The sequence below is a fragment of the Kribbella catacumbae DSM 19601 genome, from assembly GCF_000372465.1.
GTDB lineage: Bacteria > Actinomycetota > Actinomycetes > Propionibacteriales > Kribbellaceae > Kribbella > Kribbella catacumbae.
This window is the reverse complement of sequence record NZ_AQUZ01000035.1, coordinates 52918-77987: the sequence shown is the minus strand read 5'-3', so window position 1 is coordinate 77987 and position 25070 is coordinate 52918. Positions and strand designations below refer to the sequence as shown.

The 25070-nt window shown below is 67.9% G+C and carries 18 protein-coding genes and 1 riboswitch; of the genes, 9 read left to right on the top strand and 9 right to left on the bottom strand.

The features are described from left to right. Positions 1-100 precede the first annotated feature (100 nt). Both A3ES_RS53515 and A3ES_RS0130050 read left to right on the top strand, forming a co-directional pair. Positions 101-1972 carry a DUF222 domain-containing protein gene (locus tag A3ES_RS53515; protein WP_020390555.1) on the top strand — a complete coding sequence of 624 codons (1872 nt, stop codon included), beginning with the start codon at positions 101-103 and terminating at the stop codon, positions 1970-1972. 1703 nt (positions 1973-3675) lie between these two features. Then, the gene (locus tag A3ES_RS0130050) at positions 3676-4539 is read left to right on the top strand and encodes an SDR family NAD(P)-dependent oxidoreductase (RefSeq protein ID WP_026163338.1); all 864 of its coding nucleotides are present in this window, start codon (positions 3676-3678) and stop codon (positions 4537-4539) included. 137 nt (positions 4540-4676) lie between these two features. Here A3ES_RS0130050 and A3ES_RS0130045 read toward each other — a convergent pair whose 3' ends face one another. Then, complete coding sequence (locus tag A3ES_RS0130045; protein ID WP_020390553.1) at positions 4677-4952, bottom strand: DUF1905 domain-containing protein; 276 nt, start codon at positions 4950-4952, stop codon at positions 4677-4679. 81 nt (positions 4953-5033) lie between these two features. Between A3ES_RS0130045 and A3ES_RS0130040 the strand changes: the two genes are divergently transcribed. After that, a complete protein-coding gene (locus tag A3ES_RS0130040; protein WP_020390552.1) occupies positions 5034-5555 on the top strand; it encodes a GNAT family N-acetyltransferase in 522 nt (173 codons plus the stop codon). Here the strand turns inward: A3ES_RS0130040 and A3ES_RS48885 are convergent. From A3ES_RS48885 to A3ES_RS0130020, 3 genes are all read right to left on the bottom strand, one after another. Next, positions 5509-6585 carry a cation diffusion facilitator family transporter gene (locus A3ES_RS48885; protein ID WP_020390551.1) on the bottom strand — a complete coding sequence of 359 codons (1077 nt, stop codon included), beginning with the start codon at positions 6583-6585 and terminating at the stop codon, positions 5509-5511. The genes A3ES_RS0130040 and A3ES_RS48885 overlap by 47 nt on opposite strands. Continuing rightward, on the bottom strand, positions 6585-6992 hold the full coding sequence (locus A3ES_RS0130025) for an ArsR/SmtB family transcription factor (RefSeq protein WP_026163336.1): 408 nt from the start codon (positions 6990-6992) through the stop codon (positions 6585-6587). The genes A3ES_RS48885 and A3ES_RS0130025 overlap by 1 nt, the downstream gene beginning before the upstream one ends. 71 nt (positions 6993-7063) lie before the next feature. Continuing rightward, on the bottom strand, positions 7064-8071 hold the full coding sequence (locus A3ES_RS0130020) for a LacI family DNA-binding transcriptional regulator (protein WP_020390549.1): 1008 nt from the start codon (positions 8069-8071) through the stop codon (positions 7064-7066). Positions 8072-8185: 114 nt separating this feature from the next. Between A3ES_RS0130020 and A3ES_RS0130015 the strand changes: the two genes are divergently transcribed. The 5 genes from A3ES_RS0130015 to A3ES_RS0129995 are packed head-to-tail and all read left to right on the top strand — an operon-like array spanning position 8186 to position 15428. Beyond that, on the top strand, positions 8186-9544 hold the full coding sequence (locus tag A3ES_RS0130015) for an ABC transporter substrate-binding protein (protein ID WP_026163335.1): 1359 nt from the start codon (positions 8186-8188) through the stop codon (positions 9542-9544). A 44-nt stretch (positions 9545-9588) separates the two neighbouring features. Further along, positions 9589-10488 (top strand): carbohydrate ABC transporter permease, encoded by a 900-nt coding sequence (locus A3ES_RS0130010; RefSeq protein WP_026163334.1) that lies wholly within the window; start codon positions 9589-9591, stop codon positions 10486-10488. After that, the gene (locus tag A3ES_RS0130005) at positions 10485-11357 is read left to right on the top strand and encodes a carbohydrate ABC transporter permease (RefSeq protein ID WP_020390546.1); all 873 of its coding nucleotides are present in this window, start codon (positions 10485-10487) and stop codon (positions 11355-11357) included. The genes A3ES_RS0130010 and A3ES_RS0130005 overlap by 4 nt, the downstream gene beginning before the upstream one ends. A 26-nt stretch (positions 11358-11383) precedes the next feature. Then, the gene (locus tag A3ES_RS0130000; protein ID WP_020390545.1) at positions 11384-13348 is read left to right on the top strand and encodes a glycoside hydrolase family 2 protein; all 1965 of its coding nucleotides are present in this window, start codon (positions 11384-11386) and stop codon (positions 13346-13348) included. A 55-nt stretch (positions 13349-13403) separates the two neighbouring features. Then, a complete protein-coding gene (locus A3ES_RS0129995; protein ID WP_020390544.1) occupies positions 13404-15428 on the top strand; it encodes a ricin-type beta-trefoil lectin domain protein in 2025 nt (674 codons plus the stop codon). Here the strand turns inward: A3ES_RS0129995 and A3ES_RS48880 are convergent. The 3 genes from A3ES_RS48880 to A3ES_RS0129980 all read right to left on the bottom strand — a co-directional run bounded on the left by A3ES_RS48880 (position 15380) and on the right by A3ES_RS0129980 (position 18287). Continuing rightward, a complete protein-coding gene (locus tag A3ES_RS48880) occupies positions 15380-15751 on the bottom strand; it encodes a GNAT family N-acetyltransferase (RefSeq protein ID WP_020390543.1) in 372 nt (123 codons plus the stop codon). The genes A3ES_RS0129995 and A3ES_RS48880 overlap by 49 nt on opposite strands. 5 nt (positions 15752-15756) lie before the next feature. Then, entirely contained in the window at positions 15757-16947 is a 1191-nt protein-coding gene (rocD, locus tag A3ES_RS0129985; RefSeq protein WP_020390542.1) for an ornithine--oxo-acid transaminase, read from the bottom strand. Between the two features lie 167 nt (positions 16948-17114). Beyond that, a complete protein-coding gene (locus A3ES_RS0129980) occupies positions 17115-18287 on the bottom strand; it encodes a hypothetical protein (RefSeq protein ID WP_026163332.1) in 1173 nt (390 codons plus the stop codon). Positions 18288-18404: 117 nt separating this feature from the next. Next, positions 18405-18616: riboswitch (cobalamin riboswitch) on the bottom strand. Positions 18617-18715: 99 nt separating this feature from the next. Between A3ES_RS0129980 and A3ES_RS0129975 the strand changes: the two genes are divergently transcribed. Further along, positions 18716-21769 (top strand): hypothetical protein, encoded by a 3054-nt coding sequence (locus tag A3ES_RS0129975; RefSeq protein ID WP_157630817.1) that lies wholly within the window; start codon positions 18716-18718, stop codon positions 21767-21769. Here A3ES_RS0129975 and A3ES_RS0129970 read toward each other — a convergent pair. Together A3ES_RS0129970 and A3ES_RS0129965 are read right to left on the bottom strand one after the other, a co-directional pair. Then, positions 21766-23931 (bottom strand): glycoside hydrolase family 31 protein, encoded by a 2166-nt coding sequence (locus A3ES_RS0129970; RefSeq protein WP_020390539.1) that lies wholly within the window; start codon positions 23929-23931, stop codon positions 21766-21768. The two genes, A3ES_RS0129975 and A3ES_RS0129970, sit on opposite strands and share 4 nt — an antisense overlap. Further along, positions 23931-25067: a glycoside hydrolase family 15 protein gene (locus A3ES_RS0129965; RefSeq protein WP_051084844.1), complete on the bottom strand. Its 1137-nt coding sequence runs from the start codon at positions 25065-25067 to the stop codon at positions 23931-23933. Before A3ES_RS0129965 ends, A3ES_RS0129970 begins: the two co-directional genes overlap by 1 nt. Positions 25068-25070: the final 3 nt, after the last annotated feature.

The following is a 25070-nucleotide window of genomic DNA, read 5'->3' as shown; positions in this document are numbered from 1 at the left end:
CTGGGGATAGTCTGGCCGCTTCCTGCCAATCGCAGAATCCCTTGAAAATAAGGGGTTCTGGGTTCGGAAACTGTCGGTGGGGATGCCTAGACTTTTGGGTATGGAGATCCCGGAGCTGCGCCCCGCGTGGTCGCAAACTGGCAGCGAACTGCTGGTCACTTTCGACACGCTGCAGGCTGCCCGCTCCGCCCTCGACACCTACGAACTGCAGATCATCGCCCGCATCGACGAGACCGGCCTGGCCAAAGAAGAAGGCGCCCGCGACACCGTCGAACTCCTGTCGCTGCGCGCCCGCCTGAACGGCAACGACGTCCGCCGCAACCTGGCCCTGGCCACCAACCTCGCCAAGTACCCGGCCGTCACCGCCGCCCTGCCCGACCCGTCCGCCGGACCCACCACAAGCAACACCCCCGAGACCCCCGACGACACCGACACCGAGGCTGCCGCGGACCGTGGCGGCGATCTCCCTCAGCCGCCGGTCATTCACCCAGGCCAGGCCAAGGCGATCGTCGCCGCCCTCGAGAAAGCACCCACCACCGTCCCGGTCGAGGACCTGGAAGCCGCCGAACGGATCATGGTCGAAGCGGCCCGCCACCTGGCACCGGGAGACCTCACCATCCTCGGCAAGCAGATCCTGGCCCGCCTCGACACCGACGGCCCCGAACCCGCCGAAAACGACGCCGCCGAACGCGAACGTCTCCGCCTGCGCCGCGTCGACAACGGCGTCCAGTTCACCGGCTTCCTCGCCAACGAGCATGCCGAACTGCTGCAGACCCAGATCGACAAACTGTCCAAACCCCACAAAACAGACGACGGCGAGCGCGACCCTCGCTCCCGTGACAAGCGCCAGGCCGACGCCTTGACCACCATCCTCGAACGAGCCGCCGGCAGCACCGCCCCCGGCCCCGGCGTCCCCCACATCACCGTCACCATCGACTTCGACGACCTCAGGACCGCCACCACCGAGGCCCACAGCAACGCCCGCACCGACGAGCGCGACCTCAAAACCGCCACCACCGAGGCCCACAGCAACGCCCGCACCGACGAGCGCGACAGCGAGCCCGGCTGCGAGGCGGGTTATGGCGACGCGGGGTCTGGCGAGGCGGCGTGTGGCGGCGCGGGGTGTGGAGACGCGGACTGTGACGGCGCGGGGTCTGGCGAGACGGTGTGTGGCGACGCGGAGTGTGGAGACGCGACGCGTGGAGGCGCGGGGTGTGGCGAGGCGGAGTGTGGCGACGCGGTGTGTGGAGACGCGGACTGCGATGGCGGTGACTGCGACAGCGGGAGATTGTTCGGGGGTACCGGCGGCGTGGGGGAGTTGGTGTTCGGCGAGAACCTGTCCGCCTCAGCCGTCCGCCTCCTGGCCTGCGACGCCCGGATCCTGCCGATCGTCCTGGGTTCGGACTCGCGGCCGCTGGACGTCGGCACGGAAGAACGGCTCGTCACCCCAGCGATTCGTCGCGCCCTGGTCAAACGCGACAAGGGTTGCGTGATCTGCCACGCCCCACCTTGGCAGTGCCATGCCCATCACATGATCCACTGGGCCGACGGCGGCCCGACCAGCCTCGCCAACCTGATCCTTGCCTGCAGCCCCCACCACACCGCCATCCACCACGGCCACTGGACCATCACCATCACCCACGGCGCCGTCGAGGTCACCCGTCCCGCCTGGGCCGACCCAGTACGCCGAACCCTCGCCGACCTCACCACCCTCAAAGACACAGCCGGCAACCCCTGGCCACAACCCGCCGACAACACCAACACCAAGGTCAGCACCAACACCAAGGTCAACGCCAACGCCAAGGTCAACCCAACCCACGAACAGCCCAACCGCCTACCTCCAGCCGCCAGCCTCATCCCCGCACCCACCACGGCAATGGCGCGCGACAGCATCCGATCCTGGCTAACCCCAGAAGCCACCGCCCAACTAAACCCCTGGGGCGACAGCGGCACCCCCTCCGCCGGCCCGTAACCCACACCCAGCACGTCCCCCCAGCGACCACAGCTAACCGGCAGGCCGTCGCTCACTCCTGCCCAGCCCAGCGCCTGGGTCGACATCGGTACCCCGTCCGCCAGCCCGTGGGCCTGCGCCCGGCACATCAACGCCCGGCGCCCACAGCAGGACGGACGAGCCCAGATCCATCGCTCGCGCGTGCTGAACCAGCTGGCCGTCGCTCGCTCCTGCTCAGCCCAGTGCCTGGGTCGGCAGCCGGTACTCCGTCCGCCGGTCTGTGGGTCCGCGGCCGGTACGTCAACGCCCAGCGATCACAGCTGAACTGGCGGGCGGTCGCCGGATCCTGCTCAGCCCAGTGCCTGGGTCGACATCGGTGCCCCGTCTGCCGGCCCGTGGGTCCGCGGCCGGTACGTCAACGCCCAGCGGTCACGACTGAACTGGCGGGCGGTCGCTAGCTCCTGCTCAGCCCAGTGCCTGGGTCGACATCGGTACCCCGCCGGCCGGCCCGTGGGTCCCCGCCGGTACTCAACGCCTAGCGATCACGGCTGAACCGGCAGCCCGTCGCTCACTCCTGCCCAACCCAGCCCAGCGCCTGGGTCGACATCGGCACCCCGTTCGTAGCCCCACGCCCGGCACCTCACCCCGGCGACCACGGCTAACCGGCTGGCCGTCGCTAGCTCCTGCCCAGCCAAGCGACTGGGGGCGACATCAGTACCCCGTCCGCCAGCCCGTGGGTCCCCGCCGGTACTCAACGTCCAGCGATCACCGCTGAACGGCAGGCGGTCGCTCGTTCCTGCTCAGCCCAGCGCCTGGGTCGGCAGCCGGTACCCCGTCCGGCGGCCCGTGGGTCCTCGCCCGGTACGTCAACGCCTATCGGCCACAGCTGAACCAGCCACCCGTCGCTCACCTGTGCCTAGCCCCAACCCCCGCGGCAGAGCGGCGAACGGCGACGGGCACGCGATCTGGGAGGTGGTGCGCGGTAGGCCAGCAACCTTGGCTTTCTGCATCAACGCCCGTCCCGGGAAGCCCGCCGCCCGCCGCCCGCCGGCCCGCCGGCCCGCCGCCCGCCGCCCGGCCCGTGGGCCCACGCTGGCACCTCAGCGCTCAGCGACCACAGCAGGACAGTGGTCGGTCCAGGTCCATCGCTCGTGCGTGCTGAAGCAGCCGGCATCGCTCGCTTCTGCCCAGCCCAACCCCTTGTACGCATCCGCGCCCACTCGACCAAGCCGCATCGACTACAGCTCACTGCAGAGCTTGGGCTGGGGAGCAACGAGCAACGGCGGGGCCGGTTCACCTGATCGCTCGCATTGAGGGCCGGGCGTGGGGCTACGTCTCGGGCGTGGGGCTACAGGCCGACGGAGGGGTACCGCTGGCGTCACAAGGGGCTGGGCTGGGCACGAGCGAGCGACGGCCGGTTCACCTGTGATAGCTGGGCGTTGAGGTACCGGGCATGGAGCCACGGGGCCGGCGGAGGGGTACCGCTGTCATCAGAAGGGGGTGAGCTGGGTATGGGCGAGCGACGGCCTGCGGGTTCAGCTGTGGTCGCTGGGGGAGGCGCCGGGCGTGGAGCCACGGGGCCAGCGGAGGGGCGCACCGCTGTCGCTCAAGTGTGGACGGTGTCTGGCGCGGCTCGACGAGGGGAAGCAGGGGGGCGGAGTTGTCTGTGCTGGACTGTTTGGCTGGGTATGCTCGCCGACCAACTAGCCAGGGAGAGTCTGTAGATGACGGGAAGACTGTGGTTTGTGACCGGGGCCGGTCGGGGGCTTGGGCGGGCTTTTGCCGAGGCGGCGCTGGAACGGGGTGACCGGGTGGTCGCGACGGTTCGGCGCGTCGGTGTTCTGGACGACCTGGTCAAGGTGTACGGCGATCGGCTCATCCCGCGGCGTCTCGATGTCACCGATCGGGCCGAGGTTTTCCGGGTGCTCGACGAGGTGGCCGCGACGGTCGGCGTACCGGATGTGGTCGTCAACAACGCGGGCTACGGGTTGGTCGGCGCGATCGAGGAACTGTCCGAGGAAGAGGTCCGGGCGCAGTTCGAGGTGAACCTGTACGGCGCGCTGTGGGTTTCGCAGGCCGTGCTGCCGCATCTGCGGGCGCGTGGATCGGGGCGGATCGTCCAGGTGTCGACGGTCGGCGCGGTCGGGCATCTGCCGCTCTTCGGCGCATACAACGCGAGCAAGTGGGCGCTCGAAGGCTTCAGCTCCGCGCTTGCGGCTGAGGTCGCGCCGCTCGGCATCGGCGTACACCTGCTGCAGTTGGGTGGCTTCGCGACCGACTGGTTCGGGTCGAGCATGCAGTACGGCACGGCCCTTCCGGCGTACGACGAAACGCGGGCAGGCATCTTCGGCATGCCCGGATATCCGACGCCGGAGATGGTGCAGGAAGCCGAGCCGTCGACCGACGAGTCACCTCGGGTCGCGGCGGAGGCGTTGCTGGCGCTTCTCGATGAGCCCGAACCGCCGCTCCGCAAGGTGATCGGTACGGGCGCGCACGACATGGTCCGGATGGCGCTGGAGTGGCGGCGGGACGACTACCAGCGCGACCCGGCCTTCGTCTGGCCGGATCCAAGTCAGCCCACGGGGTGAGCCGGCCCGAGTCAGCCCGGGGTGAGCTGGCCCGAGTCAGCCCGGGGTGAGCTGGTCCGAGTCAGCCCGGGGTGAGCTGGTCCGAGTCAGCCCGGGGTGAGCTGGTCCGACTCAGCCCCAACGGTGAGCCAGGGCGCCTAGAGTCGCTCCTCCAGATGCACGGTGATCTCCTCGCCGGGCTGTTTGCCGAGCAGGTCCCGGAGCTCGCCTTTCACCGGGAGCTTGTGGGTGCCGTCGCCGAGCGCCATGAACGAGCTCTCGAACGGGTGCCCGTCCATCGTCCCGCGTACCTTCACCAGGCCGCGCGTTCCGAAGTACTCGGCGGAGCCCGGCATCTGGAGGTACGTCCAGCCGCCCTTGGCCGGGCTCTTCAGCAGCGGTGCGATGAACGTCTTGTCCAGTTTGGTGGTCATGATGTTTCCTCCTCAGGATCGGCCTTCACTGGGTACGTAGAGACCGTCATCCCGTTTTCGACAGGGTGCGAGGATGGTGCGGTGATTTCTTCTCTGAGTATCCGGCGCGGTGGGCGCGATGACGTCGCGGCGGTCCTGGAGATGCTCGACAAAGCAACCGACTGGTTGGTTGCCCGCGGGCGGACCGACCAGTGGGGGACCGAGGCGCATTCGACCAACCCGCGCCGGGTCGAGCAGATCGAGGGGTTCGTCGCCGACGAAGGGCTCTGGGTGGCCGAGTTGGCCGGGCGGGTCGTCGGCGCGCTGGCGGTCGGTGAGGCGCTGCCCTACGTGCCGCCCGCGACCGAGCCGGAGCTCTACATCCGGCTGCTGGTGACCGATCGGACGGTTCAGGGCAGCGGCATCGGCACCGACCTGCTCGAGCACGCGCGCACGTTGGCACGCGGGCTCGGCGTCGAGCTGCTCCGGGTGGACTGCTTCGGCGGCGGCGACGGCGCCCTGATCCGGTACTACGAGGAGCAGGGCTTCACCCGGGCGGAGCCGTTCGGCGTACAGGTCAGTGATTCGGAGTGGCCGGGCCAGCTCCTGTACCAGCGGCTCTGACCTCGACGGCCTCGACGGCCTCGACGGCCTCGACGGCCTCGACGGCCTCGACGGCCTCGACGGCCTCGACGGCCTCGACGACCTCGACAGAGCCGACGGGCCGGTGCACCTCGCCGTGCGCGTCACTGCAGTGAGCAGCCTGTACGTCGCCTGACGCGTGGTCGACCTGGAGCGTCGAGTGGGTCAGGTGGTGCCGCTCGGCCAGCAGCGTCTCGATCTGGCTGCGGATCTCGTGGCAGTCCAGCCCTTCGCTGACCAGGATGTGCGCCGACGCGGCCGGCTCCCCAGAGGTGATCTCCCAGACGTGCAGATCGTGCACCTCGACCACCCCCGGTACTGCGCACAGCTCGGCGCCGACCGTGGCCGGGTCGAGGCCGGCGGGTGCCGCCTCGAGGAAGATCCGGCCGGAGTCGCGGACCAGCCCGATCCCCGCCTTCAGCATCAGCGCCGCTACGATCATCGCGGCGATCGAGTCGGCGCGGGTGAAGCCGGTGAGCAGCACGACCAGACCGGCGACGGCGGTGGCGACGAAGGCGAAGAGATCGTTGAGGATGTGCTGGAAGGCGCCCTCGACGTTCAGGCTGGAGCGGTTCGCCTTGCTGAGCAGCCAGGTCGCGATCAGGTTCACCACGATGCCGACGACGCCGGTGATCAGCACCAGCGCGCCCTTGACCTCGGGCGGGTCGATCAGCCGGCTGATCGACTCGTAGACGAAGAACGCCGCGAGCAGCAGCAGGGTGATGCCGTTGGCCTGCGCGGAGAGAATCTCGACCCGCTTCAGACCATAGGTGAAACCACCGGCAGGCGGCCGCGCCGAGAGCCGGATCGCGATCAGCGCAAGGGCGATCGCGGCGGCGTCGGTGAGCATGTGCGCGGCGTCGGTGATCAACGCGAGCGAACCGGCCGCGAAGCCGACGACCACCTCAGCGGCCATGAACGCCAGGATCAGCGCGAGCGCCCAGCTCAGCAGCTTCCGGTCGGCATCAGCACTGACCGCGTGGCCGTGACCATGGCCGTGACCCGCACCCATCAGCCACGCTCCGGGTGGATCGCATCCGTGTGCTCGGTGTGGGCGACGGCAAGATCGACGAGCATCCGGACGTGCGCGTCGTCGAGCCGGTAGTACGCCATCCGGCCGTCCCGGCGTACCGAGACCACCCGATGGGCCCGCAGCAACCGGAGCGCGTGCGAGGTGGCCGACTCGCTCATCCCCGTCACCGCGGCGAGATCGCAGACGCACAGCTCGCCGTCCAGCAGCGCGACGAGCAACTTCAGCCGCCGCGGGTCACCGAGCAGCCCGAACACGTCGGCCGTGTCGACGACATCCTGCTCGGAAGGCATCCTGGCATTGACCGCCTCCACCCGCTCGGGATCCACCAGCCGCACAGTGCAACTGTCGATCGCCGCAGGCGTTTGCACATCTGCAGAACTCTTCATACGTCGACTATAGACCACCCGGCCCGACCCCGCTGGTTCGGTGGGGCCTACCCGCTGGGCTGACTGCGGGATCAGAGGGTGGTGCTTTCGCGGATCACCAGGTCGTAGTCGGCGGAGAGTTCGGCGGGGGCGGATTTGTCGCCATCGAGGCGGTTCAACAGGAGTTGGACGGCGTGCTTGGCGATCTGGGTCTTGTCGGGGCGGATGGTGGTGAGGCTGGGGGTGCTGTAGCGGCCGTCCTCGATGTCGTCGAAGCCGACCAGGGCGATGTCGTCGGGGACGCGGAGGCCGTGGCTGAGGATGGTACGGAGGGCGCCGAGGGCCAGCAGGTCGTTGTAGCAGAAGACGGCGTCGGGGGGATCGGGGAGCGCGAGCAGGTCGGACATGGCAGCGGCGCCGTCGGCGCGGTGGAAGAACTCGGTGGGGCGGATGAGGTCGGGACGCATCTCGTGGCCGGCCGAGCGCAAGGCTGACTGGTACCCCTCGGTCCGGAGACGGCCGGTCTGGCGGCTCTCGTCAGACTGGTCTCCGATCGCGGCGATCCGCTGCCGGTCCAGGTCGATCAGATGCCGGGTCGCGAGCTCGGCGGCGCCGACGTTGTCGATCATGATGTGGTCGAGCCCGCCCTGGACGACGCGCTCACCGAGCAACACCACCGGCGTCGACGACGACCTGTTGCGCAGGTCGGCACTGCCGAGCGCCAGTGGGTTGAAGATCAGCCCGTCGAACATCGCGGCACGGTTGCCACGCATGACCAGCTCGCGCTCGCGGACCGGGTCACCGTCGGTCTGGTCGACCACGACCGTGTAGCCGGCGGCTGCCGCCTGCTCGATCACAGCCCGGGTCAGCTCGGCGAAATACGGTACGTCGAGCTCCGGCAGCACCAGTGCGATCAGTCCCGAGCGACCGTTCCGCAGGTTTCGGGCGACCGCGTTGGGCTGGTACCCGAGCTCGTCCAGCGCCTGCTGCACCCGGGCTCGGGTGGCGGGCGCGACCTGGGGGAAGTCGTTGACGACGTTCGACACCGTCCGGGCCGAGACCCCGGCCCGCTCGGCGACTTCACGCAGTGTGGCGGCCACTGTGCACCTCGTTTCCGATAGGGCGAACTCTTGACACTTGCAACGTTGCAACCTTAGCGTCTCCAGCATCACTTGCAACGTTGCAAGCCCAGCGAATTGTCCAGAGGACGCGACATGGCCAATCCCCTTGTAGTCCCGGTTTCCCGTCGAAATGTGCTCCGGGGTGCTGGTGCCGCCCTGGTCGCCGGCGGCCTCGGTGCCTGCGCACCGGGCAACACCACCGGCAGCAATCCGCTGCCGACCAGCACTGCGACCACGCCACCGTCGGGCGAGCTCACCATCTGGGATCGCACCGGCGACCTGTACAAGGTGTTCGACAAGGCGATCGCGTCGTTCACCGCGAAGTACCCGCAGGTGAAGGTGAATCACCTCGCTGTCGACATCAACGCCAAGCTCCCGGCCACGCTGATCAGCGGCGCGGGTGTCCCCGACGGCGCGTTCTACGACGACGCGCTGCTGACCGGCGTTGCGCCGCATCTGCATGACCTCAGCCGGCTGATCGAGCAGTACAAGTCCGACATCGCGCCGTACAAGCTCGGTGTGGTCACCGTCGACGGCAAAGTCATCGCGGTGCCGTGGGACCTGGACCCCGGTCTGCTGTTCTACCGCGAGGACATCGTCACGCAGGCGGGCGTCGACCCGGCGAGCCTGACGACGTACGACGCTCTGCTCGGGGCAGCGCGGACGGTCCGGGAGAAGTTCCCGCAGGCCAAGCCGATCCACCTCGAGAACGACCAGTTCCTGGCGCAGCTGTGGATCGACATGTTCGCGAACCAGCAGGGCGGGGCGATGGTCGATGCCCAGGGCAAGCTCTCGATCGACTCCGACCCGTACCGCAAGACGCTCACCTGGCTGGATACGGTGCGCGGCGAGGGGCTCGGAACGCTGGCGAAGTACACCCAGCCGACCGACCTGCAGACGCAGGACAACGGGACCCAGGTGTTCGTGCCGTGGGCGCAGTGGTTTGCGTTCGTACCGCAGCAGTTGCTGAAGGCAAGCAAGGGGAAGTGGCGGGCAGCCGCGCTGCCCGCCTGGCAGGCCGGTGGTCCGCGGGCCGGCGTGATGGGCGGCTCGTCGTTCGTCATCCCGGCCAAGGCGAAGAACCCCGAGCTGGCCTGGCGGCTCTATGAGCACCTCGTCTTCAGCAAGGAGGGCTACACCACGGTGTACGGGTCGAACGAGGTCTACCCGGGCGGCCTGAACACGTCGATCCCGTCGTACCTGCCGGCGCTCGACCCGAACGCTCCGCTGTTCAAGCCGATCGAGGCACTCGGCGGCCAGGACCTGTGGAAGGTCGCGGTCGAGGCGGGCAAGCAGGTCCCCGGCGGGTACAGCATCCCGACCTGGTGGGGGAAGGCCGTCGACTACTTCGGCGTCAACGTGCAGAAGTTGCTCGCCGGGCAGATGGGGCCCGATGAGGTCCTGAAGACCTCGGCGACCCAGATTCAGAAAAACCTGATGGGGCCCAGTTGATGGTGACCGTCACCGAGCCGACGGCGACCCGGGGGGAGGCGAGCATGATCCGGCGACGCCGCGGCGGACGGCCGGGCCGGCGCGGGTCTCGCCGGGTCAAGGCCGCGCCGTACCTGTTCGTCGCACCGTTCGTCCTCGTGTTCGCCGCCTTCAGCGCCTACCCGATCTTCTTCGCGCTGCAACTGAGCTTCACCAACTGGCACGGCGCCGGTGCGCTCGAGGTCATCGGGTTCGCCAACTACCGCTTCCTGCTGACCAGTCCGGACTTCTGGCAGTCGATGGCAACGTCGGGTGCGCTGTGGCTGCTCGTCGTACCGGCGCAGATCCTGCTCGCGCTGACGATCGCGGTCGCGTTGCGGAAGGCGAGGTTCCGCGGGCTGTTCAGTGCCGCGCTGATCGCGCCGTTCGTCACCCCGCTGGTGGCGATGGCGCAGGTCTGGATCATCTTGTTCGACCAGGACTTCGGCGCGGTGAACCATGGCCTGACCTCACTCGGGCTGCCGGCCGTCGGATGGTTGACGACGTCGGCGTGGGCGAAGGTGACCGTCGCGCTGCTGGTGCTCTGGCGAACGACCGGGTACGCGGTCATCTTGCTGATGGCGGGATTGTCGACGATCCCCTCGGACGTCTACGAGGCGGCCCGGATCGACGGCGCCGGCGCGTGGCAGCAGTTCTGGTCGATCACCGTCCCGCTGGTGACGCGGACGTTGAGCTTCGTCGTCGTGATCGGGACGTTGACCGTGTTCCAGCTCTTCGCCGAGCCGTACGTCGTGACCGGTGGCGGACCGTTCAACGGCACCCGGACCGCGGGGCTCTATCTCTACAAGCACATCACCAACTCCGACCTCGGCCTCGGTGCTGCGAACTCGATGCTGCTCGTGCTGATGGTGCTGGCCCTGTCGCTCGCGTCGATCCGCCTACTGCGGTCGAGGGAGGACTCATGAGCACGCGGACCGGAACGTCGGCTTCCGTCCGGCTCGGAGCTGCCGGACGTTACGGCCTGCTGGTCGTTGCCGGGGTCGTCAGCCTGGCGCCGCTGCTGTGGATGATGGCGTCCTCGCTCAAGGCCGGCGGTGACATCATCGCCCGGCCGTTCAGCTTCGATCCAGGTCAGTTCACGTGGGAGAACTTCCGGTCGATGCTGGACACGATCCCGATCGGCACCGGGTTCCGGAACACGGCGATCGTGGTCGTGGTCAAGGGCGCGCTGACGATGATCTTCTGTCCGATGGCCGGGTTCGCGTTCGCGAAGTACGCCTTCCCGGGCAAGCGGCTGCTGTTCGGCACGGTGCTGACCACGCTGATGCTGCCGACGCTCGTACTCCTTGTCCCGTTGCTGCTGGAGATGAGTCAGCTCGGGTGGGTCAGCACGTTCCAGGCCCTGATTCTCCCCGGCGCGATCGATGCGTTCGGCGTTTTCTGGATGCGTCAGGTGATCATGGCGATCCCCGACGAGCTCCTCGACGCCGCCCGGGTCGACGGTGCCGGCGAGCTACGGATCTTCGCGAGCATCGTGCTGCCGGTGATCCGGCCGGGGCTGGCGGCGCTCGGCGTACTGACCTTCATCAATATCTACAACGACTTCGTCTGGCCCGTGGTGGCGGTGAACGACGAGCAGCACCAGACCTTGCAGGTGATGCTGTCGGCGCTGGCGCAGAACATCCGCTCGGGTCAGCTCGGCGCCGACTGGACCAGCGTCTGGGGTCAGCTGCTCGCCGCCAGCACCGTGGCCGCGATCCCGGTGCTCATCGTCTTCATCGTCCTGCAACGCCATCTGATCAAGGGCGTCATGGCCGGCAGCCTCAAAGGCTGACGCGTACGCCGACCTGGAGAACAACCGTGAACACACCACGCCCCGACTACCCACGCCCCCACTTCGACCGCTCGTCACGCTGGCTCAACCTGAACGGTGACTGGGATTTCGCTCGTGACTCAGCCGACCCTGACGACTTTCCCGAGACCATCGTGGTGCCGTTCCCCTGGGAGCACCCCGACTCCGGCGTTGGCGCGCACTGGTTGCCGACGGCCTGGTACCGGCGGCGGATCGCGCGGCCGGCACAGTGGGCGGGGGAGCGGATCATCTTGCACTTCGGCGCCGTCCATCACCACGCGACTGTGTGGGTGAACGGGGAGCTCGCCACCGAGCATGAGGGTGGATATCTGCCGTTCGAGTCGGACATCACCGAGCTGCTCGACGACTCCGGCGCAGGGACGCTGGTCGTGCGTGTCGACGCGCCAACGGACAAGCGGTTCATCCCGCACGGTAAGCAGCGAAGCCTGCCGGCCGACGACTACGACGGCTGCGCGTTCACTCCGTCCAGCGGGATCTGGCAGACCGTCTGGCTCGAGCCGCGGCCGGTGGCGTACATCTCCGAGCTCGCGCTCCGCCCGACTCCGGCGCTGGACGGCATCGAGGTCACGGTCACCGGCCCGTCGCCGATCCGGATCGAGATCCCGGGCGTCGCTATCCGCGAGTACGACGGATGGCCGGGAACGGTGACGATTCCGATCGCCGAGCCGCGACTGTGGAGCACCGAGGATCCTTTCCTGTACGACGTGATCGTCACGGCCGGCCAGGACACGGTTCGTGGGTACACCGGTCTGCGCAAGGTCGAGTGGCAGGGCAGCACCCTCACGCTGAACGGCGTACCGACGTACGTGCGGGGCGTGCTGGATCAGGGATTCTGGCCGTCGGGCGGTCACGCGGCGCCGAGCGACGAGGCGTTCCGGCGTGATCTCGAGCTGGCGCGCGAGGCCGGGTTCAACCTGGTCCGGAAGCACATCAAGCTCGAGGACCCCCGCTGGCTGTACTGGGCCGACTGTCTCGGCCTGCTGGTCTGGGCCGAACCGCCGTCGACCGGACGGTTCACGGACGCGGCCGTTGCCGCCTTCGAGGAGGTGACAGCAGGGATGGTGGCGCGGGACGGGAACCACCCGAGCATCGTGATCTGGGGTGCGTACAACGAGGAGTGGGGGCTGGACTGGGACGTCCCCGGCGATCCCGCGAAACAGGATGCCGTACGCCGTGCGTACCGGATCATCTCCGACGCGGATCCGACTCGTCCGGTGGTCGACAATTCGGGCTGGGCGCATGTCGAGACGGATCTGGTCGACTGGCACTACTACGACGACAACGTCGAGTCGTGGGCCGCGGTGGTGGATCGGTTGACCACCACCGATGACGGGAGCTTCCCGGTGCGGCTCGGGCCGGAGTTCGTTGCGAAGAAGGCGATTGCGGCCCCTGGGTTCGACGCGACGGACAAGGTGCAGCTCAACGGCGAGTACGGCGGCGGGTCGACGAGCGTCGAGCGTGGATGGCACCTGCGCTGGCAGACACAGGAACTCCGCCGCCACCCTCGCAACGCCGGCTACATCTACACCGAGCTCTACGACATCGAACACGAGACCGTCGGCATCTACACCTACGACCGCAGAACCAAGGACCTCGGCGGCACCGTCCCCGCCGACGTCCATGCGCAGACCACACTGATCGTCGACCTCGCCCCGGAGGCACCCGGCCGCGATCTCGTCGTGCCGGCCGGCGAAACGGGCGGGCCGGATGCGATGCCGGTCGTGGTGCCGGTCCGGATCTCCCACCACGGCCGTGATCAGCTCCTCGGGACCCTGCACTGGTCCTTGTCAGGCGCCTCCGGCTCGGCACCGGTCGATGCCTTGCCGTTCGCCGTCGGTGATCCGATCGACATCGTGGTGCCTGTCTCGCGCGACGATCGTCTGCTCCTGTGGATCACCGATCCGGCGGGCGCGGTTGTTGCCCGCACCTTCGTGGACGTCAGGCAGAACTGACGCTCACCTTCTCTTGGACTTCTCGACCCACCCGCCGTTCGTCAGAGGAGGCAACATGTCCATCCGTAGGTTGTTGGTCACCCTCGGCATCATCGCCGCAGCCCTGGTGGCCACCCCGGCCAGTGCGGCACCGCCGGGAAACGTGTTGTACAGCCCCAACCTCAGTACTTATCCGAACGCCGACGCCAGCTATCCGCGGGCGATCCGGCTCGATCACGACGGGAACGGTGGCCGGACCATCCTGTCGACGTTTGCCCGGCGCAACGAATCCGGCCCGGCCACCTTCCCGATCTTCCGGAGTACCGATGGTGGTGCCACCTTCGGCGCGAGCCCGATCAGCACGATCAGCTCGAACACGGCCGGCTGGGACCTCGGCGCGCCAGTCGTCTACGAGGTGCCGCGGACCGCGAGCGGCCTGAACCAGGGCGACCTGCTCGCCGCCGGTACGGCGTGGGACGAAGGCAACTTCACCGCGCAGAAGATCGAGGTCTTCAAGAGCACCGACCACGGCGCGAGCTGGCAGTACCTGTCGAACTGCACCCAGACCAGCGGTCAGCCGAACACTATCGGTCAGGGCATCTGGGAGCCGTGGTTCCTGCTCGCGCCGAACAACACCCTCGCCTGCTTCATCTCCGACGAACGCCCAGCGGGTTCGCCGACCAACAACCAGATCATCGGGCACTACACCTCGACCAACGGAGGCGCGTCCTGGAGTGGCAGCATCACCCCCGACGTGGCGTTCCCCGCCGACAATCTGGCCCGCCCGGGCATGTCGATCATCACCGCTCTGCCGAACGGCCAGTTCCTGATGACGTACGAACTGTGCCGCGACGCCACCAACGCCGACCACGCGTGCGAGGTGTACCTCAAGACCAGTGCCGACGGACTCAACTGGGCACCGACCAACAGCCCCGGCACTCTCGCCCAGACGACTGACGGCCGCCATCTCCTGCACACGCCGTACGTCGCCTGGATCCCTGGCGGTGGACCGAACGGCACGTTGCTGATGTCCGGACAACGCGTGGTCACCGGACCGACCGGCAGCAAGGCGGTGATGGCGGAATCGGGATCGGTGCTGTTGGCAAACACCTCGCTCGGCAGCGGCAGCTGGACCGAGCTCGAAGCGCCGGTCAACGTCAACCCCACCGGCAGCTACGGTCCTGGTGCTCCCGGCTGCCCGGGCTACAGTTCGCCGATCGTCCCGTCGATCAACGGTACGTCGTTCCTCTACCTGGCGGCGACGTGGCTCGGGACCGGGAACCAGTGCCAGGTGCGCTTCGGGACCGGAGTCGTCGGCGGACCGACTGGCACGATCACCGGACCGGCCGCGGCCGGCAAATGTCTTGACGTCGATCACAACACGGCGGTCAGCGGGAATGCCGTGCAGTTGTGGACCTGTGGCGGCGTACCCGGACAGCAATGGACGGTGATGGCCGACGGCACCCTTCGCGCGTTCGGCAAGTGCCTCGACATCGTCGGCAACGGTACGGCGAATCTCACTAAGGTCCAGTTGTGGGACTGCGGCACCGCCGGTGGACAGCAATGGCGCCCACAGGCCAACGGCTCGCTACTGAACCCGCAGTCTGGTCGTTGCCTCGACAGCCCGAGTGGCGCGACCGCCGACGGCACTGACCTCCAGATCTACGACTGCAACGGCCTCGATCCGCAGAAGTGGAACCTGCCCGGCTTCCCGACCGGTCCGATCACCGGACCCGCGGCCGCCGGCAAGTGCGTCGACGTGGACACCAATACGCCGACCAGCGGGAACGTCGTCCAGTTGTGGGCGTGCGGCGGCGTACCGGGTCAGCAGTGGAGCATCTCCACCGACGGCAAGATCCGTGCCTTCGGCAAGTGTCTGGACATCGTCGGCAACGGTACGGCGAACTCCACCAAAGTCCAGCTGTGGGACTGCGGCACCGCCGGTGGGCAGATCTGGCAACCACAGGCGAACGATTCCCTGCTGAATCCGCAGTCAGGTCGCTGCCTGGACAGCCCAAGCGGTGCGACCGCCGACGGTACCGACCTGCAGATCTACGACTGCAACGGCTCAGACGCGCAGAGATGGAAGGTGCCGGTGTAAAGAGGGCCTACCCGGGTCATCAGGGCCGCTGCGACGCCGGTGCCCCAGCCGTCGGGATGGGCGTAGAAGCTGTAGAGCTCCGCGAGGTCCGCCGACGAGGGAACGCTCCAGGAGAAGGCCAGCGGGCGGCCGTCCACTCCTGCGAGCAGGACCAGGCCGTGCGGGTCGGCGATCCGGTCGTGCCAGCGGTTCAACCGCGAGGAGATCTGATCGGCGGCGAACTCGGGATCGAAGAAAGGTGCGTACGCCGCCTCCCAGGAGGCGGCGTGCACGCTCCCGATCGCCGTACCGTCGGCCGCGGTCGCGAGTCGGACCTCGATCATCGGGATCAGCCCGCCAGCGCCTTGAGCGACAGGGCGAGTCGCTCCGTCATCCAGTCGAGCTCCTCGGTAGTGATCACCAGCGGCGGCGACAATCGGATCGTCGACCCGTGCGTGTCCTTCGCCAGTACGCCGTGCTCCGCGAGCTGCTCGCACAGCACCCGGCCCGTCCCGAGCGCGGGATCCAGATCCAGCCCGGCCCACAAACCATGCACCCGCAAGCCGACCAGACCCTGCGCCCGCAACGGCTCCAGCCGGTCGCGCAACGCCTGCTCCATCGCCAGCGCGTGCTCCTGCAGGTCACCCGGCTCGAGCAGCTTGATCACGGCGCGGCCGATCGCCACCGCGAGCGGGTTCCCGCCGAAGGTGCTGCCGTGCGTACCGGGCGTGATGACGTCCATCACCGCGCGGTCGGCGACGACGGCCGACAGTGGCATGATGCCGCCGCCGAGCGCCTTCCCGAGGACATAGACATCCGGTACGACGCCCGCCCGTGAGCTCGCGAAGGTGGCGCCTGCACGACCGAGCCCGGACTGGATCTCGTCGGCCATCATCAGCACCTGGTTCTTGGTGCAGAGCTCGCGAACCGCAGCCAGATACCCCTCGGGCGGTACGACGACACCCGCCTCGCCCTGGACCGGCTCGATGAGTACGGCGACCGTGGTCTCGTCGATCGCGGCCTCCAGCGCGGCCGCGTCGCCGTACGGGACCGAGCGGAAGCCGGGCGTGTACGGGCCGCAGTTGTCGTGCGCCTCGGTATCGCCGGAGAAGCTGATGATGCTGATGGTCCGGCCATGGAAGTTGCCGTCAGCAACGATGATGGTGGCCTGGCCGTCGGGCACGCCCTTGACCAGGTAGCCCCAGCGGCGGGCCAGCTTGAGTGCGGTCTCGACCGCCTCGGCGCCGGAGTTCATCGGCAGCACCGCGTCCTTGCCCGCTAGCGCGGCGAGCTCGGCGCAGAACGGGCCGAGCTGGTCGTGGTGGAAGGCGCGACTGGTCAGCGTGACGCGGCCGAGCTGCTCGGTCGCGGCGGCGATCAGCGCGGGGTGCCGGTGGCCGAAGTTGAGTGCGGAGTACCCGGCCAGACAGTCCAGGTAGCGGCGGCCCGAGGTGTCGGTGACCCAGACGCCTTCAGCCGTCGCGACGGTGACAGGCAGTGGGTGGTAGTTGTGCGCGCCGTAGGAGTCCTCCAGCGCCATCGGGTCAGTCACAGATCAGCCTTTCGATCACGAAGCTCAGACGAGCTGAGCTTAGGCGCCGCACACGCACAGCTGTGCTCACTCCGTCACCATATGCGACGGGATCGCAGATACAAGCGATCGGGGCCAGCCTTCCGACAAAGGCTGGCCCCGGTCGGTCAGTGGGGTCAGGAACCGAGGACGTCGCGTACTTCGCGCGCCGCGCCGACCAGGTTCTGCAACGAGTCGCGGACCTCCGCCCAGCCGCGTGTCTTCAGGCCGCAGTCGGGGTTGACCCACAGCCGCTCGGCCGGGATCGCGTCCAGACCCTTGTGCAGGAGGGCGACCATTTCGGCGGTACCCGGCACGCGGGGTGAGTGGATGTCGTACACGCCCGGCCCGACCTCGCGGGGATAGCCGGCCTCACCCAACTCGTGGGCGACCTGCATGTGCGACCTGGCCGCCTCCAGGCTGGCCACGTCGGCATCCATCTCGTCCAGCGCGTTGAGGATGTCGCCGAACTCGACGTAACACATGTGCGTGTGGATCTGGGTGTCCGCGCGGACGCCGCTGGTGGTCAGCCGGAAGACCTCGGTACCCCACGCGAGGTACTCCGCCCGATCGGCCTGCCGCAGCGGCAACGTCTCACGCAACGCAGGCTCGTCGACCTGGATCACCGCGGCGCCGGCCGTCTCCAGATCGCCGACCTCGTCCCGCAGGGCGAGCGCCACCTGACGAGCCGTCTCGCTGCGGGGCTGGTCGTCGCGAACGAACGACCACGCGAGCATCGTCACCGGCCCGGTCAGCATCCCCTTCACCGGCCGATCGGTCTGCGACTGCGCGTACTGCCGCTTCGCGAGCAGCAGATAGGTCACCGGACCTACTAGGACCGGCCGGGCCTTGAGACCTAGCGCGACGGCTTCCTTCAGTTCGGCGACCTGCTTGCCGGCGTCGGCGGTGAAGACGGTGTCAGGACCGAGCTCGGGGACCAGGTAGTGGTAGTTGGTGTCGAACCACTTGGTCATCTCCAGCGGCGCGACCTCCTGCGTACCGCGCGCCATCGCGAAGTACCCGTCCAGCGCGTCGGCCTCGACGGCGGCGCGGTACCGGTCAGGGATCGCACCGAGCATCACCGAGGTGTCGAGCACGTGGTCGTAGTACGAGAAGTCGCCGGTCGGCACCTCGTCGATGCCATCGGAAACGAGGTGGCGCCAGTTGGCCTCGCGCAGGTCCTTCGCGGTCTGCCGGAGGGCTTCCGCGCTGACGCTGCCCTTCCAGTAGCCCTCGATGGACTTCTTCAGTTCCCGGTTCTGACCTTGCCGGGGGTAGCCGTACACCGTGGCCACGGATTGCGTAGTCAAGCGTCTCTCCTTCGTGAGCGCGTCTCGAAAGACCACGGGCCCCGAACGGGAGAGAAAGCGCAGCAACCACTCGCGCGCCGACCTTCCCACGAGGTCACCGAGATCACCACGAGCGCCGGGCGCACGTGGGCAGTGGCAGGTCTTCGGACTCGCGGGCACGTCTGTCGCCAGACACCTACTGGCCGTCGCTTCCCGGACCCGAAGGCCCAGTGCTGATGACGGCGGTCGTTCCCACTCACCGCTGCGGGGCAGTCCCGGAATCACACCGGGTTCCCTCTTACGACGTCCTGCCTGGCGGGCAGGACGAACCAACTGCGACTACCACCCTACGCCCTGAACTCTTGTTGGAGGCAGCCAAGTGTGCGGCAATGTAACTGCACGTAACGGACCGTTGACTGTGGCGATCTAGCTTGTGGGGGCGAAGGCCGATGGTTGAGACCGAGGCGCCTGGGCCTGCTGATTTTCGGTGGGTGGGGGCGGTGCTGGCCGGGCTGGCGGCGGTTTGGCTGGCGATGAACGAGATCGGCCTGCTGGCGAAAGGGTTTCTGGAGCAGGGCGGATCGTCGTGGTCGTTCAACGGGATGAGCGGGCCGCTCGCGGCGACGGAGTACCGCGATTGGCACGGCATTCTCACCACTGAACAACTGAGTAAGTGGTTGCCGTTGCTGGAGTTCTACCTCGTGCTCGACTTCATCCTCATCGCCATCTACGTTCTGGCGCTGAGACGCTTCGTTGCCGTCGGCCCGGTACTGGTGCTGGCGGGACTCGACGTGGCCGAGAACGTCATGACCTACTGGCTCGGCACCGAGCGTTGTGGCGGGGGAGACTGCGTCTCAACCGCGCAGGCGTTCATCGTCATGGTGATCACGGAGCTCAAGTGGGCCGCTTTTGTCGCCGTCCTCATCCTCTTGATCTATCGCCACCGCCGGACGATCTGGGCAGCACGGCCACGGATCGTCCGCGCGTTATGGATCCAGCGGTTCAGCCTGCTCGCCTTCCTCCCACTTGCCGTGCTGGCGGTCGTGCCCGGCACCGAGGTCCTCGACCAGCTCCCAGACGTCCAGCGCAGCTGGCTCGACACCGGCACCGGTGTCCGTCACGCCCTCATCGCCGCTCTCCTGTACTACGCGGTGCTGCTGCCGGCGCTCTTCTTGCTGGGCCGGCTCCGTGCTGACTGGGCCGTGCGCCGAGTGAACGGTGCAAGCTTCGGATGGCCCTTCTACAATCAAGAGGGGCAACCGCGCCGGCACAACCTCAAGCTCTGGATCATCGGTCCGATCATGCTGCCAGTGGTGGCGCTCGTGATCGTCGTGACCGGTCAAGGCGAGGTCTTCAAGCGGCGCCTGGTCGTGTTCTGCCTGATCCCGCTGCTTGTACTGCTCCTGTCGTACCTCTTCCGCAAGTACCTGGAGGTCGAGCCGAAGGCGCTCCGTCCGGTCGGGGAGTGGTTCCCCCGCGACGTGATGATCGCCGGCGATGCCCTCGCCGTGACGGCGGTGTCCCTCGGCGGTCTGGGCATGATCCGCGCCTTCGCCGCACTTGCGGCCGGTGACGAGGTCGGGCTGTTCGATTCGTCGTACGTCGTCCATCCGTCGGTGGCGCTCGTGATCGGCGTGGTGCTGGCCATCGGTCCGTGGCTGCTCTCGTGGCCGCTCCTGCGAGCGATCCAGAAGTGGGGACAGCCGGAGACCACCGGACCACTCGGCTGGTACGGCCACCTCGCCACGCCTGGCGTGAACCCCAACGGGGAGACGCAGGTCGATGTGGCGCCGCGGGGCAAGGTGCGGTCCGGGCTCGTGGTCGGTGCCAGCCTCGCGGTACTCCTGCTCGGGTCCTTCCCGCGACGGATCGCGGACGCGCTCGGTGTACTGGCGGCGACGATGCTCGGGATCGCGACGCTGGTGATCCTGATCGCGGTGATCGTGGCCTACGCCCAGGAACGGCAACCACCGGAGGCGTTCCAGACCCGGTGGCTGCGACTGCGTGCCACGCCGATCATCGCCTTGCTGGTCGCCGCGATGATCGCGACGAGTCTGATCGGCGGCAAGACAGAAGTACACCCGGTGACGGCGGACACCAGCGCCGCGCCGCCGGACCGACCCACCCTGCGGGAGGCCTTCGATGCGTGGGAAGGTCAGTCGACTCGGTGTACGGTCGCTCTGCAAGGTGGTCTTACCTTGCGGCCGATGGTGATGATCGCCGCGGAGGGTGGCGGCATCCGGGCGACGTACTGGACCGCGTCCGCACTGGAGAAGCTCAGTACTGCGGGCAATGGTTGCGCGAAGCATGCGGTGCTGTTCTCCGGCGGTGCCAGCGGAGGTGCTTTCGGGCTGACGGTTGCCCGGTTCCACGATCGGCCCTTGACAGCGGTCAAGGCGATGGCGGGTCACGAGGCGCTCGGGGCCGCGACGATCTCGTTGCTGTCGAGTGACCTGCTCGCGAGTGTCGCAGGGCTGCGGTTCGATGCGTCCGCGGAGTACCGGACTCCTTCGCGGCAACCCTTGGACCGGGCAGGCTTGATGGAGACGGCGTGGGAACGCAAGGTCCCCGAGTTGCGCCGATTGTTCCTGCCGGACGACGGGAAGGCCGGCGAAGCGATGACCGGCCAGCTGATTCTGACTACCTCGGCCGTCCGCAACGGGTGCCGCGCGCTGGTGAGCCAGGTCGACCTCAGCGACGGAGCCCGTACTGCGAACGGCTGGCCCGACTGCGGCGCTGGAGTGGCAGGAGCACACAACTACGACCTCTTCGGCGCCTTTGGACCGACGGAGGATCGCAAGGACGCCGGATGTGTCGGCAACCTGCAGGCCCTGAGCGCGGGTCTGCTGGCGAGCCGGTTCCCCTATGTCACACCGTCTGGTGTGGTCGGCCGTTGTGGTGACCTGAAGCCGGCCCAGTTGGTGGATGGTGGTTACACCGACAACACCGGGATCGGCACGATCGTCGATCTCGCGCCGGCCTGGGGTCCCGCGGTGCGGGAGCACAACGACAAGGTCCTTGCCGCGGGCACCGGTGAGGTCGTGGTACCGCTGGTCGTCTACATCGAGAACGGCACCGGTAAGGACTACAGCGTCGGCAACGACGACCCGGTGGAGGGGATCGGGAACACCTTCAAGCAGGGAACGAATCTCTCGTCGGTCCCCGAACTGCTGGTGCCACCGGCAACAAAGCTGATCACGGCCAAGGAGGATGGCACCAGCGACCGCGCGCTGCTCCAAGAAGCGCGAGCGGCAGCGGCCAAGCAGCTGTGCTCGGACTCGACCGCGTGCGCCGACCTTCGCAAGAAGCTGCCGAACTCGACGTACGTGATCAGCCAGAGCACCCAGCCGTCGCTGTCCGCGCCACTCGGCTGGACCCTCTCCCAAGCCAGCCAGAACGACCTCGACCACGACCTCCTACTCCAAGCCGACAAACAATGCGCCCCAGACTGCCGCGGCTACGGCACCCTCCACGACCTGCTTGTTGCCCTTGGCATCGGTTAGCTGAAGGTGGGGGCGAGGTCGGGCCAGCGGGACGCCTTGCAGTAAACGGGGACTACCTCTAGCGGTACTTCGCGGGTGACCAGGCCGCTGAGGGCTGGTTCGCCTGTCCAGACGTCGATCCAGTCGCCTTCTGGGAGGTACGTCGTCCAGGTGGTGGCGGCTGGTTCGAGGACTGGGTTGACGAGGAGGTCGTTGCCGAGAAGGTACTGGTTCGGGTGGTTCCAGATCTCCGGGTCGGTCGGGTGGTCGAAGAAGAGCGGACGCATCAGCGGGTGGTCCGTGCTGATGGTGAGGGCCGCTTGCTCGGTCAGGTACGGGACCAGGCGCTCGCGGAGTTCGGCGTACCGGCGGAAGAGGGGGATGACGCGGTCGTCGCCGGTGGTTTCGGCGACATGCCAGGGGGTGCGGTCGCGGAGGGGGAGTTGGTGGTGGTTGAACTCCGAGTGGTACTGCATGATCGGCATGAACACCGAGGCCGCCGCGGCTCGCAGATAGAGCTCCGCGTCCGGGACGGGTCCGGAGAAACCGGCTAGATCCCAACCCCAGTAGACGATTCCGCAGGATGCGGCGGTCAGGCCGGCCGTCACCGAGGCGCGGAATGCCTCCCAGGTGGAGTCCTCGTCGCCGGCCCAGAAGATCCCGTGCGCCTGCGAACCGGTGAAGCCTGCGCGGGAGAACGTCACCGGCGCCTTGCCTGCCGAGCGAAGCAGATCACCGAAGGCTCGCGCGTAGTGCACCGGGAACAGGTTGTTGCCTTCGTCTCCCCGTTTGCCGTCGGCGTACTGGAGATCGTGGCCCCAGGCGTGCTCGCCACCGTCGGTCTTGAAGCCGTCCACGTCGAGGTCGTCGACGAGGTAGCGGCGCTTCTCGGTCCACCACTCGCGGGTGCGCTGGGTGGACAGATCCGGCATCAGCGCCTTCGGGAACCACCAGCCGCGGTTGTGGTACGCCGTACCGTCTGCTTCCAGTACTGCGTGGCCGTCGCGGACCATCGCGTCGGCGTCGGCTGCGACCTGACCGGTACTGAACTCCGTCTTCTGCAAGGGGATCTGCCAGAGGATGACCTTGACCCCGCGCGCATGCAGCTCGTCGATCATCGCCTTGGGGTCAGGCCAGGCGCCGTCGGGACGGTATTCGAAGTCCCCCGCGCTGTGAGCGCTGCCGTCAGCGGTCACCTCGTAGCGCGCGTCCCGCCAGATGGTGATGCCTTCCTCGTCACTCCAGGCCTCGATCACTACCGCACCGACCGGGATCGCGAGGTCGCGATGCGCGTCCATTCGCGCCATCACCAGCTCCTGGGTGTTCCACTCGTTGCCTGAAGCCCACAACCGAAACACCCACTCCGGCAACTCTTCAGCCCGTCCCACTTCATCCAGGAACTGCTGCAGTACTGCGGTCGCCGAGCCTTCATAGATGCCGAGATCAACTACCGGGTCGTTGCCCAGCGCCACTTCGACGACGAGCTTGTCGCCTTCCGACGAGTACCACGTACGCCGCGACGTACGGACGTGGAAACCCCACCCGTCGCCACCCGTCACATGAGCGAACGGCATCGGCAGATACGTCCGCCCATGCACCCCCTGCGACTTGTACTGCTCAAACACCACAGCATCCAGCCGCTTCCCCCGCTGATCCAGTGCGTCGTACCGCTCCCCAAATCCCACCAAGTGCTCACCCTCCGCCAGAGGCAGTGCGAACCGAGCCCGGTGAACACCTTGCGACGAGACCAGCCACTCCACCTCCCGCACCCGCGCACCACCACGCCGCACCTCACCACGGTCAGCAACCCAGGAAGCCGGCGAGACCTCGAACCACTCAGTACTCTCGACCAAGTCGCCGAGGTATGCGTGGAAGCGGTACTTGATTGGCTGGGTGAGTGGTGGCGTCACCACCGACCAGCCGCCATCGCCTCCGAGGGAGCTTGCCTGGGCCTCGGCCAAGTGGCCCTCGCCGCCCGCCAGCGCTGCGGCGTCTGCGGAGTTTGCCTCCGCCGGGGAGAGTGCGAGCTCGACCGAGCCCCACTCGCAGACCACCCGCTCGACATCCGGCGACGCCACTACTCCAAGGTGGACTCGTTCGCCGGTGAGCGGTTGCACCGGGATGCGTTGGTCGGGGGAGGTGGCGTACGGGTGTTCGATGCCGTACGGGCGATGGGTGAGCATCAAGCGTCCTTCTCGGAGAGGATGCCGAGTTCATCGGCGAGGATCAGGTACATACCGTGGGACCAAAGCAGCGGGCTGGCGACCGTCCCCCAGCGGGCGATCCACTCGGTGCGGGAAGCCGGGTGGAGCAGGTGGTGGGGGACCTGCTCGGGAAGATCACCGTGCTCGTCGACTTGGTCGGCAATCCACCGCAGATGCCGCAGCGCACCGGCGGTGTCACCCGCCGCCGCCAGGTTCCAGCCGAGCAGCGCCGACAGCAGAATCCACTGCCCACCGCCGTAAAACACGTCGGCCGTGAACCGATGCACCCCACCATCGAAGTCGAGATCCTTCGCCACCGCCGCCCGCGTCATCGCCCCTAGCGAGTCGTCCGGAGCGACCAACCCGAACGGCACGATGCAAGCCGGTAACGACCCGTCGACCGCCGAGCTGCCGAGCCACTTCACCAAGTGCCCGTCCACGATCCCCTCGGTCGTCACCAGCGAACGGATGTCAGCGGCAACCTTCAGCGCCGCAGCCGACCATGATGCCGACCGCAACGCCTCACAGGTGCCAACGGCAACCAACCCGCCATGGATCGCACCCAGCGTGGAGACATGCCGATGCTCGACATGCTCCTCCCACCAGTCGTAACAAGGCCGATCCCAGAAGGCGACAAGGTAGTCGACCGCGACATCGATCCCCTCCCGCCAGCGAGCCAGATCCAGCTCGTGCCTCGCCGCATGGGTGACCACCGACCACAGCCACATCCCGTAGCCATCGGTCTGGAAGTCCCACCAAGGATCCGACCCGTTCTCACCGTCGAAGGTGAACCGCGTCGGCAACATCGCCTCGTTAGACGGCACCTCACCCCGAGTGAGGGCCGCACGCAGATCGTCAACCTGCGCGCGGCGACTACGCAGTACGCCGTCCACCCAGTCGTGGAACCGCCCGGCCGAGCCGACATCGCCGTACCGCGAGATACCTTCGGCGGTGAAGGACCCATCGCGCAGCCAGGCATACCCCTTGTACGCCGAGAACGTCGGCGAGGCCGGATAGGCACCGCCCGCGTCCTGGTGCTCGGTGATGACCGCGTGGCTGTGCTCGGCCAGCGCGCGCAGGCGGGTGAGTTCTTGCAGGTCTGGGGCGGAGATCATCGG

What these genes read in the sequence shown, in the direction of transcription:
- A3ES_RS53515 (WP_020390555.1), top strand. Translation starts at nt 101, where the DNA reads ATGGAGATCCCGGAGCTGCGCCCCGCGTGGTCGCAAACTGGCAGCGAA.
- A3ES_RS0130050 (WP_026163338.1), top strand. Translation starts at nt 3,676, where the DNA reads ATGACGGGAAGACTGTGGTTTGTGACCGGGGCCGGTCGGGGGCTTGGG.
- A3ES_RS0130045 (WP_020390553.1), bottom strand. Translation starts at nt 4,952, where the DNA reads ATGACCACCAAACTGGACAAGACGTTCATCGCACCGCTGCTGAAGAGC.
- A3ES_RS48885 (WP_020390551.1), bottom strand. Translation starts at nt 6,585, where the DNA reads ATGGGTGCGGGTCACGGCCATGGTCACGGCCACGCGGTCAGTGCTGAT.
- A3ES_RS0130025 (WP_026163336.1), bottom strand. Translation starts at nt 6,992, where the DNA reads ATGAAGAGTTCTGCAGATGTGCAAACGCCTGCGGCGATCGACAGTTGC.
- A3ES_RS0130015 (WP_026163335.1), top strand. Translation starts at nt 8,186, where the DNA reads ATGGCCAATCCCCTTGTAGTCCCGGTTTCCCGTCGAAATGTGCTCCGG.
- A3ES_RS0130010 (WP_026163334.1), top strand. Translation starts at nt 9,589, where the DNA reads ATGATCCGGCGACGCCGCGGCGGACGGCCGGGCCGGCGCGGGTCTCGC.
- A3ES_RS0130005 (WP_020390546.1), top strand. Translation starts at nt 10,485, where the DNA reads ATGAGCACGCGGACCGGAACGTCGGCTTCCGTCCGGCTCGGAGCTGCC.
- A3ES_RS0129995 (WP_020390544.1), top strand. Translation starts at nt 13,404, where the DNA reads ATGTCCATCCGTAGGTTGTTGGTCACCCTCGGCATCATCGCCGCAGCC.
- A3ES_RS48880 (WP_020390543.1), bottom strand. Translation starts at nt 15,751, where the DNA reads ATGATCGAGGTCCGACTCGCGACCGCGGCCGACGGTACGGCGATCGGG.
- rocD (WP_020390542.1), bottom strand. Translation starts at nt 16,947, where the DNA reads ATGGCGCTGGAGGACTCCTACGGCGCGCACAACTACCACCCACTGCCT.
- A3ES_RS0129975 (WP_157630817.1), top strand. Translation starts at nt 18,716, where the DNA reads ATGGTTGAGACCGAGGCGCCTGGGCCTGCTGATTTTCGGTGGGTGGGG.
- A3ES_RS0129970 (WP_020390539.1), bottom strand. Translation starts at nt 23,931, where the DNA reads ATGCTCACCCATCGCCCGTACGGCATCGAACACCCGTACGCCACCTCC.
- A3ES_RS0129965 (WP_051084844.1), bottom strand. Translation starts at nt 25,067, where the DNA reads ATGATCTCCGCCCCAGACCTGCAAGAACTCACCCGCCTGCGCGCGCTG.